Annotated in this window: 11 protein-coding genes; 5 read left to right on the top strand and 6 right to left on the bottom strand. The window is 42.5% G+C overall.

What is annotated here, in order from left to right:
• The first annotated feature begins 136 nt into the window (after nt 1–136).
• The 5 genes from L1D50_RS17930 (at nt 137) to L1D50_RS17910 (ending at nt 3120) form a co-directional block, all read left to right on the top strand.
• Nucleotides 137–700, top strand: coding sequence for a BON domain-containing protein (locus L1D50_RS17930; RefSeq protein WP_128726913.1), 564 nt, complete (start codon nt 137–139; stop codon nt 698–700).
• Nucleotides 701–762: 62 nt separating this feature from the next.
• A complete protein-coding gene (locus L1D50_RS17925) occupies nt 763–1338 on the top strand; it encodes an outer membrane beta-barrel protein (RefSeq protein WP_128726914.1) in 576 nt (191 codons plus the stop codon).
• Nucleotides 1339–2112: 774 nt separating this feature from the next.
• Nucleotides 2113–2442, top strand: coding sequence for a hypothetical protein (locus L1D50_RS17920; protein ID WP_128726915.1), 330 nt, complete (start codon nt 2113–2115; stop codon nt 2440–2442).
• Nucleotides 2443–2444: 2 nt separating this feature from the next.
• Entirely contained in the window at nt 2445–2882 is a 438-nt protein-coding gene (locus L1D50_RS17915) for a hypothetical protein (RefSeq protein ID WP_239966522.1), read from the top strand.
• Nucleotides 2866–3120, top strand: coding sequence for a hypothetical protein (locus L1D50_RS17910; RefSeq protein WP_128726917.1), 255 nt, complete (start codon nt 2866–2868; stop codon nt 3118–3120). Before L1D50_RS17915 ends, L1D50_RS17910 begins: the two co-directional genes overlap by 17 nt.
• A gap of 28 nt (nt 3121–3148) precedes the next feature.
• On the opposite strand, the gene L1D50_RS17905 is transcribed toward L1D50_RS17910, so the two are convergent.
• From L1D50_RS17905 to L1D50_RS17880, 6 genes are all read right to left on the bottom strand, one after another.
• Nucleotides 3149–5101, bottom strand: coding sequence for a response regulator (locus L1D50_RS17905; RefSeq protein WP_138521190.1), 1953 nt, complete (start codon nt 5099–5101; stop codon nt 3149–3151).
• Nucleotides 5102–5214: 113 nt separating this feature from the next.
• The gene (locus L1D50_RS17900; protein WP_010606594.1) at nt 5215–5664 is read right to left on the bottom strand and encodes a response regulator; all 450 of its coding nucleotides are present in this window, start codon (nt 5662–5664) and stop codon (nt 5215–5217) included.
• Nucleotides 5654–7138 carry a sensor histidine kinase gene (locus L1D50_RS17895; protein ID WP_239966521.1) on the bottom strand — a complete coding sequence of 495 codons (1485 nt, stop codon included), beginning with the start codon at nt 7136–7138 and terminating at the stop codon, nt 5654–5656. The genes L1D50_RS17900 and L1D50_RS17895 overlap by 11 nt, the downstream gene beginning before the upstream one ends.
• Nucleotides 7135–7350 carry a histidine kinase gene (locus L1D50_RS17890; RefSeq protein WP_128726920.1) on the bottom strand — a complete coding sequence of 72 codons (216 nt, stop codon included), beginning with the start codon at nt 7348–7350 and terminating at the stop codon, nt 7135–7137. Before L1D50_RS17890 ends, L1D50_RS17895 begins: the two co-directional genes overlap by 4 nt.
• A gap of 15 nt (nt 7351–7365) precedes the next feature.
• Nucleotides 7366–8769: a sigma-54 dependent transcriptional regulator gene (locus L1D50_RS17885; RefSeq protein ID WP_138521186.1), complete on the bottom strand. Its 1404-nt coding sequence runs from the start codon at nt 8767–8769 to the stop codon at nt 7366–7368.
• 83 nt (nt 8770–8852) lie between these two features.
• The gene (locus tag L1D50_RS17880) at nt 8853–10463 is read right to left on the bottom strand and encodes a diacylglycerol kinase family protein (protein WP_128726922.1); all 1611 of its coding nucleotides are present in this window, start codon (nt 10461–10463) and stop codon (nt 8853–8855) included.
• Between the last annotated feature and the right edge of the window lie 124 nt (nt 10464–10587).

Below are 10587 nucleotides of genomic sequence, written 5' to 3'. Positions count from 1 at the left end.
GTAATATGCACATTTTCTCGGTAAATTCTTCCTTCCTGTTTCCTATAAAAATAAAAAACCATTAATTTCAACAACTTAAAAACTGGCACAACAGCTGCAATAAGTAATTCGACTACGAAATTAAAGGAGTTTCATTATGAAAAAGACATTAATTGCAACTGTACTTGTATCTTCACTTACTACTGCTTCAGCATTCGCCGCTGATAACTCTTGGGAAAAGGAGGCAAGTGATGCTTGGATCGATGGTAAAGCGGAAGCTACGCTGCTTTTTAACGGTGAATTGAACAGCTTCGACATTAATACTGACGTAAAAAATGGTGTTGTTGTACTTACTGGTAAAGTCGAACATTCAGTAGATAAAAAGTTAGCTGAAGAGCTTGTACTAGGTATCGACGGCGTAAAAGAAGTGAAAAATGACCTGACAATTGTAGAAATGTCAGATGAGCGCAAAAAAGAGCGTAATTATGAGAGTGATACGGGCTTTACTGACGCAAAAATCGCAACGGTAATTAAGTCTCGTTACCTGTTCGACACTGACGTAGATGGCACTGACATTGATGTTGATGTTGAAGGCTTAGTCGTAACGTTAAACGGTCACGTAGGCAGTGAAGCAGAACGCGACCTTGCAGTTCAAATCGCGAAAAATGCTAATGATGTTAAAGAAGTAAAAGACAACCTTCGTGTAACCAAAAAATCATAAGCCAATTTTAATTTGAGGGGGAATTTCCCCCTCCCATACTTACATTGATTTAAGGAGTAAAGATGAAACAATTAACTATTGCCGCTGCGCTACTAGCCTCTCTAGGTCTTGCATCTACCGCTGCTCACGCGGAGTCTGATTTTGGACTAGATGATTATAAAATTTACACAGGTATCGGCTACGGCCAATACTCTTTCCAATGGGAAGATCGTGAGAACGACACCTCGTTCGACGATGACTCTTCTATGTTAAAAGCTTATGTGGGTACTAAAATCAATCCATATTGGAGCTTTGAGCTTGCCTACGAAAACTTCGACGAAGCAAGTGACATTGATAACTCCGCTGAAATTGACGGTATTTCTTTGTCGACGCGTATCTCAGCCCCATTAAATGAGCATTTCTCGGTATATGCAAAAGGTGGCTGGCTTGAGTGGGATGCTGATATCTACGCGGATATTCCAGCTGTAGGCCGTGTTTCATCTAACCTTGAAGGTGGCGACTGGCTTTACGGTGCAGGCGTTGAGTTTCACCTGAATGAAAACATTAATATGCGTTTAGAATACACGCGTTATGAACTTGAAGACGATATCGACCCAGATATGGACGTAGCTGCCGTCTCTATCGAATATCAGTTTTAAGCAGTAATTTTGGCTCCATAGTAGCCCCCAATTATTTCCCCTTTGACTCAGTCCTAGCTCTTCCACAAGAGCTTGGTTTCGGCGCTATCACTTGGTAGCGCCTTTTTTAGATTTCATTTTGGCATATTAAGTTAATCGCTTTATGGTTGGCTGTCCTCTACTTTTCAGCTCGGCTAATATCCATTGAACAATTTTTTCCTTGAGCGGGCTTTGTCAACTCACTATCTTCTATCCTTGAGTCCACGTTAAACATCAATTAAACAGCCATGAAGCAGACTTGAAAATCCATTTTTTGTCACCACCTTAGAACTGAATTTATACAACTAATACCGAGTTATAAGACCTGAATTACTATATTGAGCTTGGAGGTTATATGGAATTGTCTCTCTATTTCGACTTTATGCTTTATATGTTGATCGGTATAAGTGCCGCACTGGGTTGCTTTGCTGTAGTAAATGTTTTTACAACGTGGGTCAGTAAAGTTCAATTCCGAAAGCATCGCTACCCGAACAATCACAGAGGGTTACAATAACTTGGTCAATGGTTAGTGCCTTCTAGCAAGAAAAGACGGCACTAACCTTGCGCCAGCGGCAAGATTCAACCCTTACTCTCGCTACACGATACCCTGTACTTCTTCCATGAAATTTTTACAACCTTTGTAACTACGTATCAATCCTGAACACGAAAAACCATAAGCAATTGAATTTAAAACACTTTAATTATGGCAAAGCCTTTGCATTAGTAAGAGTGAACTAAACGAATAAGGAGTAGTTTATGAGTAATCAAGCAAATCAAACACAGACAAGCAACACAGCTAAACCGCAGGCAAATGGACACGATTCTAGCCATCCTGTTACGGATCAAATCGCAGACACATTGCATGCTTCTGTAGATTCACTGCACGCTTCAGCTTCTCGCACTGAAACGTCGCTACGAGAGAAGAGCCACAATTCAAGCGAAGCCATCGGTGCTAAGCGTAAAGAGTGGGAACGTGCGTGGAACACATCAGGTATTAAAAAGTATGCCACCGAAAATCCAGTAAAAACGGCTGGTATCGCATTTTCACTGGGTATGTTGGCAACTATGCTATTAAGGAATAAGTAATCATGCAAGACCAAGCTCAAGTAAGAGACCGTCAAGCAGCTGCTCACGAGCGCACTCCAGCGCTCGCTGAGCTTAAAGACTCTGTGTCTCTATTAATAAACAGTTATCAGCAAATCGCCGAAGCACAAATTAGCTTATTAGGAGCCAAATTTAGAGCTAACCTTAAAACTTTATGTATTGCACTAGGGTTGATCCTATTTTCGTTAATATTAACGGCAATGGTGTGGGGTAGCCTACATGTGTTATTCGCGTATGCACTAACCTATGCAGGGCTTAGCTGGTTTATTTCAGCAGGCATTGTTCTGACTATCAATATCGCGGTGATATATTATTTAATTGTGACAGGGCTTAAGCTGTTCAATAACAGCATAAATGATCTTACATCCGGTTTTTTTACCCCGGTAGTGAAGTCGGAGGCAAGCAATGACGAAACTCGCTGAGTTTATTACAGATAAATTGCACCAAGAGGTAGTGGCGGAGAAGAAAAGACTTATCGATGCTAAACAATTTAATCGACTGACTCATGTAAAAGCCAAAAAGGTATTCACCGGCGCGATCAGCTCGCCGCAAGGAATGGGCTTTGTTTTTATGTTTGGCGCGCTCAGCGCTAAATACGGCAAATTTGGTGCATTAAGGAAAATAGTGCTGTTGCAAAGAATGGCTCAAGGCTTAATTTAACTCCTCGAGCTATTCTTTACTACTTCCTTTAATCCAGCTTTTCTTTAACTTCCTTCAGGTCCACCAAGGTAATAGGCTTTAATAACACCTCATCCACTTGCGACTCTGCCAACTTTTCCGGCTCAGGATCAAAACCGCTAGCAATCACAATATGTTGACTGGGATCTTGTTCCTTGATCTCTCGCGCTAGCGTAAGTCCGGACTTATCAGGTAGACCTATGTCCAGTAAAATAGTGTCAAAGCGCTCAGAACCAACGAAGTGTTGCCAACAGTTTTGTGCACAATCGGCCGTAACCACATTCACTTGTAATGAATTCAGTAGCAACTTCAATAAGTTGCGCGTATCTGCATCGTCTTCTACCACTAAAAACTGCAATGCACCATTGGCTTGCGTCATATCAATGCTAGGTGATGGCAACTTATCACTCAAGTAATGCTCTAAACACTTACCCAGCTCAGGCACATTAATAGGCTTGCTCATCATATCGCTAAAGCCAAGCGCCTTTAACTCTTCTTTTGTGCCTTTTTGGGCTGCAGCGGTCAATGCGATAACAGGTAAGTCAATATCACGCTCTCTAAGTGCAACAATAGTATCTCGACCATCCATTCTTGGCATATGCAAGTCCATAAAGACTAAATCATATTTATTTGGGTTATCCTTAAGCATCGCAAGCGCTTCAATGCCATCGCCTGCAATTTCAGCCGTTGCACCTGTTTGGCCAATCAAAGTACGCATTAACATCTGTATCTCACTAATGTCTTCAACGATAAGGATATGCCCTTTTAGGTCCGATGGGAGCGCTTTATTAGCTGCATTTTGCGTTTTATCTAACACAAGTGGAGCAAGAGCCGCTCCGTCTACCTTCTCTAGATCGATACAAAAGCCAAATTCACTCCCCTCTCCCAAGGTCGACTCAACCGCCAGCTCACCGCCCATCAATTTAATCAGTGCTGAGCTAATAGCTAACCCAAGACCAGCGCCCTCATCCGTGCGTGTTGTAACGTTTTGTACTTGTTCAAATGGCTTGAATATACGTTTAAGCTTGGCTGCAGGAATACCAATGCCCGTATCAATTACCTTGAATTCAAGCTTTGCATCCGCTTGTAGTGTGATCTCGACCTTCACAAAACCAGAACTCGTAAACTTAATCGCATTATAAATAATGTTGATAAGTACCTGTTTTAGCCTTGTTTTATCGACTTTTACATCTTGAGGGAGTGGCGTTTTAGCTTCAATACTAAAACTCAAGCCTTTTTTCGCAGCAGCCATTTTGAACAAACTATACAAGTCGCTAAGAAAACTACTCAAGCATGTGTCTTGTTTATTGAGCTGTAATCGGTTTTCTTTTAGCTTTGACAGGTCGAGCACATCGTTGAGTAAATTAAGTAGATGCTCGCTGTTATTATTAATAATAGATAGCTCAGGCTTAACATTTTGTAATTCTTCCCGGGATAGGAGGAGATTGGTGTACCCCAAGATAGAAGTGAGTGGCGTTCTTAGTTCATGACTTAAATGAGCCAAAAAGCGGTCTTTTGCTCGACTGTCAGACTCTACTCGCAATCGCTCAAGGCGCTCACGTTCAAGCTCTTTCCGTGCCAAAGCATAACGGATAGAGCGAATAAACCGCGCGCTGCTTATTTCTGACTTAAGTACGAAATCTTCAGCGCCCGCTTTCAATGCGTCGTTATCCAAGACTTCGTCCGATTGTCCCGTCAACATGATTATCGGCGTATGAACCTGTCTTGCTTTGGCTTCTTTTAACACACTTAACCCAGTTTGCGGGCCTAACTGATAATCCAACAAGCAAAGATCAAAGCCATTGCTCTCCAGCGCTTCTAGAGCTTGGTGGTATTGGCTCTGCCAAACGAGATTAAATTTAAAGTTAGGGATCGACTCCAAATAATCTAAGGTTAAAATATAATCGTCTTCGTCATCTTCAATGAGTAACACATTGACTTCACTGACTGACTCCTTTGTCATATTGGCCTCCGTAAATGAAGTGATAGTAACTCGTTTAGGTCGTCACGATAGGCTGAAACAAGTATAGGACGACTTGGAGTGAGTGAGCGCTTGCTTGCACAAGCGCAATAAGATTAATTTGGCAGCTCTACTATTTCAATCCAGTACTTGCCTAAGTGCTTCATCAAATCCACTAAGCCATCAAAATCAACAGGCTTAGTAATATAAGATGCCGCGCCAGAGTCATATCCTCTTAGCTTATCTTCTTCCTCTTTGGAGGTAGTTAAGATCACCACGGGAATAGAGCGCAGTATTGGATCCTTTTTAATTTCTTGTAGCGCTTCTCGGCCATCCATTCTTGGCATATTCAGGTCAAGTAAAATGAGGTTTGGTCTTGGGTACTGTTGCTTATCAGTAAACTGGCCCTCATTTCTTAAATATTCTAAAAGCTCAACCCCATCCTTAACAAATTGAAACGCATTGAGTACACGGCTCTCTTCTAGCGCATCCTGAGCTAGCAAGCGATCATCTTCGTCATCATCCGCCATCAAAATATGGATCGGCTGAGTTTTTTTATAGTTCATTTTTCAGTTCCTGAATAATTGGTGTTGGTTCAACGAGTAATGTGATCGTGAATTTAGCACCTTTACCATCTTCACTGGTTGCTGAAATTGCCCCACCGTGCCGCTCAACGATGCGTCTACACACGGTTAAACCAATACCAGTACCAGCATATTTTTTTCTATCATGTAGCCGTTGGAAAGGCGAGAATATTTTATCCGCGTATTCAACGTCAAAACCAACACCGTTATCTTCCACTACTAAAGTATAGGCATCTTGGCCCATCAATTGGCTGTTTTCAACTGAAATCGTAATAACCGGGTCGCGCCCGTCTACTCTAAACTTGATAGCGTTAGAAAGTAAATTTAAAAATAGTTGGTGTATTTGGCTGGCATCACATTTTATTGTCGGTAAAACGGCGGCATTTACACTTGCATTGCTGTCCTTGACCGCAATTTCTAAATCTTCCAACACAAACTGTAAAACTTGATTGAGATCTTGCTCTTCAAATGGTTTTGCTCTGGTGGTGACACGGGATAGCTCAAGCAAGTCAGTGATTAGCGTCGACATACGCTGCGCAGCACCTGTCATCCGAGCCAGATAATCCCTCCCTTTATCATCCAGATGTTCACTATAATTTTTTTCGATACGATCACCAAAAGCGCGGATCTTTCTTAGTGGCTCTTGCAAGTCGTGGGAGGCAACAAACGCAAAATCTTCGAGTTCTCGGTTACTTCGGTTAAGCTCTTCAGCGTAATGTTCTAACGCTTCAGTACGCGCCTGTACCTTTTCTTCGAGATGGTCATTCGCTTGTTCTAACTCGTGCTTTGCTCGTTTGGTGCTGCGCAGATTTGCAACCAATAGTAGCAATATGGCAAAAATCATCACGGCACTTAACAAAGTAAACACCACGATATTAGTCTGTGCTTCCTTTCGTACCCGTTTTAACTGATTTAATTGAATAGCTCGAATATCCACTTCCGCGGCCATGATCCGAGTATACTCTTCCCGCAGATCGCCACCAGAGTCCGAAGCGCGATCAAGTAATAAAACTTCATTCCCCGTATCGGTATTACGCGCAACGACTATCGTACTCTGTAACGTTTTAAATCGCCTCTTCACACCGTCAATATAGCTATTTATTTTTTGCTGCTGCACATCACTTTCAGAGTGATTCTGAGCAACTCTCGCAATACTCTCATTAAGATTTTGCAATGACTTTTCAAACGGCGCTAAGTCACTTTCTTTATTTGAGATTAAAAATGCTCGCTGTCCAGCTTCTGCATTTAACATCGCGATATGAAGCTGATCCAGAGACATCATCACTTCGCTGGTATTACGAATACTCTCTTGAACTTGGTTTAACTCTTTAACATTGTTAAAGCCGATTAGCGCATTGGACGCTACCAGCCCTACGCTCACAATCACGGCAAACCAGATGAAACTCAGTTTATTGCTTAAGTTCATAAAAGCGCTTACTCTGGATTCATTGTTCACTCATTATTTCCTTGCTCCACCAGCGTCTGTAACAACTCGCTGCATTCTTTAGTTGCCTTAATAATCGTATTAGCTATCTCGATTATCTGTTGTTGAGAACCTGGTTGTTCAGCTATAAGCTTAATCAACTCTGAGTTCATTGAAATTTGATTCAAAGGTTTGCGTGCGTCATGCACTAATTTCGCAAGCTCACCTTGACCATGTTGTGTCATTGTTCCTCCCCGAAATTATGACTGTGTTTCTCCTTCATAGGCGTTTAAACGGTTGTAGAGTGTTTTTGTACTGATCCCAAGCATTCGCGCAGCCAGTGTCTTATTACCTTCTACTGATTCTAACGTCTGGTAGATCAGCTCTCTTTCTACCTCTTCAATCGTTTTACCAGGCTTCATTTCAGGCGTCGGTACTTGAATGGCGTTTGCTCTACTTGACGTGCCCACCTGTGGTGGAATTGGAGTGCGATTAAGCTGTGCATGCTCCACCATGCGCTTTGCCTGCGCAAATGGTGAAGCGAAGTTCGCATCAAATACTAAACTGTGATCATCGTGATCTGCCATAATATAGGCACGATGAATCGTGTGCTTAAGTTCACGCACATTACCAGGCCAGTCATATTCAACTAAGCGATTCATATCCGCCGCCTTAATCACAAATTGACTATTACCTTTCTTGTTTAACCCTTGCAGAAAATGCTCAGCGAGCAAAGGAATGTCTTCTTTTCTCTCTCTGAGCGGTGGAATATGGATTGGAAATACTGCCAAACGGAAATAAATATCTTCTCGCAGTACATCATTGGTAGCAATGTCTTCAACACTGCGGTTGGTCGCAGATATGACCCGACAGTTTACTTTTATTGGTTTAGTACCACCAACTCGTGTCACCGTATGCGTTTCAAGTACACGTAATAGGTTTGGCTGTTGCTCAATTGGCATCTCGGTTAATTCATCCAAAAATAAAGTGCCATTCTCTGCTTGTTCAAACACTCCGACTTTTTGAGCATTTGCACCTGTAAACGCCCCCTTTTCGTGACCAAAGAGTTCGCTTCCAATCAAGTCTTTCGGGATTGCACCACAGTTTACGTTAACCAAATCCCCAGTTACTGTACTGGCATTGTGAATGGCGCGTGCAAACATCTCTTTACCTACACCACTTTCCCCCATCAACATCACATTAGCGTCGGTGCCCGCCACGCGCTCTATCATCTTATATAGATGTTTCATTTTGGCAGACTCACCCAGCAGCACACCAAAGTGCGCTTGACTCTCGGTTCGTTTAGTTTTGTTTTTAGAAGGGCTTAGCGCATTTCTAAAATCGTCTGCATCAACGGGTTTGGTGAGATAACTTACCCCGTCATGACAAAGTTGAGACAAGGCTGACTTTACTGATGGATGTCCCGTAACCATCGTTATAGGTGTACGGATCCCTGCAGCTCTAACTTCGTCCACTAAATGTAAACCACTGCCATCCGGCAGCATAAAATCAAGAAAGATATGATCAAAACTTTGCGTTTCTAACCATTGTCTGGCCGACGCCAAATCATTTGCTAAACACGCGTCATGTCCCAAGTATTCAACTATACGACAAGCCAGCTCTGCAAAATCATGATCGTCATCTACTAATAAAACGGTTTTCAATTGAGTCCCTCTCTCAATGCTCTAATAGTGTTTCCACTTTTGATCTTTATCTTATGCACACTAAGTGAATGGCCGCAAAATACCTAATTCGGAACCATTACGTTCAGCGCGTGTTTTTGGATCACTATTTCAATATTTTTCGCACTCAGCACTTCACCATCTAATGCAAAGTGTTGTTCCTGCTCAAACTCGATACTTATCTTTTCACACTGTTCTGTGCGAATATTAGAAGGTTTGCCGTCTAATTTAGGTAAAATAAGTTCGGCTACCGTAAGGTTCTGCGCACCATCCGGCTCGACCGGTAAAATCGTAATGTCCAGTTTGCCATCGTCATAGATTGGTTCTCCATGACCTTGAGCAAGAATGGTGGTTTTAGGTGCCGCATTCGCTATAACCAGACTAACACAATCTATTTGAGATTGCTCAGCACCATCAAAGCTGACTTTAAAATTGAGGGGCTTATTTTCACTCACTGCCTGCCATAACCCTCTAATGTAGGCAAGTTGTCCTGAGCTATTCTTTTCTTCACGCCCAGCCTTTTCGATCATTTCCTGCCCAAATCCAATTGCCGCAGCTAAAAGTGCGGTGCGACCATTACAGTTCATTATATCAATAGGCTTGGTTTTACCCTCTAATATTGCTTCACAAGAACGGTTAATGGGATCTATTTTGGACAGTGAGCCGAGTAACACGGTCGCTAGAGAATTAGCAGTTCCTAAAGGCAAAATACCAAACAGTACATCACTTTGATGCATCCCATGAGCAACACTCGCTAGTGTACCGTCACCGCCTCCTGCAATTACGATATTTGGCTGTTTTTCGGACATGACTCGAGTAGCCAATGCCGAAACGTCTGTGTCTTTCTCTGTAAAGTGAATGGATAAGTTATATTTTTCCGTCAGCATACCCACAATGTCATTTTCGTAGGTGAACCATTTTCCTGATCCCGATACTGGATTAATGATTAACGCGGCCCGTTCGTTATGGGTAAAAGTTTGGCTATGATGTAGCTTTGTTAGTCCTTTTAGCTGATGCTTGTTTAGCCTTGCCGTTTCACGGCGGTTTTGGATTTTCTCCAGCGCTTCACGGACGGTATAATCGGGGTTGGTTGCAAGCAAATATGCAGTGCAAAAGAACACTGAGCGTCCTCGCCCCAACGCACAATGCACCACAACCTTTCGCTTTAATTCATGCTGCGCTGCTATCCATGCCATGCCATGCGCTAATTGCTCTGAGGTGGGTGCTTGATGATCTAGCACCGGAATATTGAGGTAATGTAGGCCTTGCTGCTCCGCAGACCAGTTTAAACCATCAAACTCGGCAGTTACGTCTAAAATAGCCTCTATCCCTTCTGCCTTGAGCATATCCACGTCGCTTGGGAATAAGCGACAAGCAACAAATAAGTCATCAGTTAGCGGCTGAAACGCGTCCACAACATCTCTGCCTCGTTCAATCGCATTGTACAAATGTACGCACCCTAAATAGGGCCAAAATAGCCAAGTTGCATACCAAGGGATCTTGCCTGTACCGTGCTTTCTAAATATATGGGGGTAGTTGGTAGCATAAGCAAAAGTAACTAACGATATCGAGACGGTAAACCACGCAAGCGGCAGCATTAACCAAGAGCCTATACTGTGGACCGTGAGTGCAGCTAAACAGAGACTTGCAAACAGGTAGTACTTGAGCATTTTCATTGCCTTTCCTTAATTATTTTTGTCGCCTATGGCTTTTTGTTATCGCCTTGTGCGGAATTCTCTTAGGTTTGTACATATGTAACTAAGTATAGATATGCATTTCTTAATCTGCGCTGATTCATAA

It is taken from the genome of Pseudoalteromonas sp. Isolate6 (assembly GCF_022398435.1).
In the GTDB taxonomy this organism is placed as follows: domain Bacteria; phylum Pseudomonadota; class Gammaproteobacteria; order Enterobacterales; family Alteromonadaceae; genus Pseudoalteromonas; species Pseudoalteromonas galatheae.
The sequence above is the reverse complement of the archived record's forward strand: the minus strand, read 5'-3'. Positions and strand labels throughout refer to the sequence as shown.

Coding starts and splice junctions, on each gene's coding strand:
- L1D50_RS17930 (WP_128726913.1), top strand. CDS start 137: ATGAAAAAGACATTAATTGCAACTGTACTTGTATCTTCACTTACTACT.
- L1D50_RS17925 (WP_128726914.1), top strand. CDS start 763: ATGAAACAATTAACTATTGCCGCTGCGCTACTAGCCTCTCTAGGTCTT.
- L1D50_RS17920 (WP_128726915.1), top strand. CDS start 2,113: ATGAGTAATCAAGCAAATCAAACACAGACAAGCAACACAGCTAAACCG.
- L1D50_RS17915 (WP_239966522.1), top strand. CDS start 2,445: ATGCAAGACCAAGCTCAAGTAAGAGACCGTCAAGCAGCTGCTCACGAG.
- L1D50_RS17910 (WP_128726917.1), top strand. CDS start 2,866: ATGACGAAACTCGCTGAGTTTATTACAGATAAATTGCACCAAGAGGTA.
- L1D50_RS17905 (WP_138521190.1), bottom strand. CDS start 5,101: ATGACAAAGGAGTCAGTCAGTGAAGTCAATGTGTTACTCATTGAAGAT.
- L1D50_RS17900 (WP_010606594.1), bottom strand. CDS start 5,664: ATGAACTATAAAAAAACTCAGCCGATCCATATTTTGATGGCGGATGAT.
- L1D50_RS17890 (WP_128726920.1), bottom strand. CDS start 7,350: ATGACACAACATGGTCAAGGTGAGCTTGCGAAATTAGTGCATGACGCA.
- L1D50_RS17880 (WP_128726922.1), bottom strand. CDS start 10,463: ATGAAAATGCTCAAGTACTACCTGTTTGCAAGTCTCTGTTTAGCTGCA.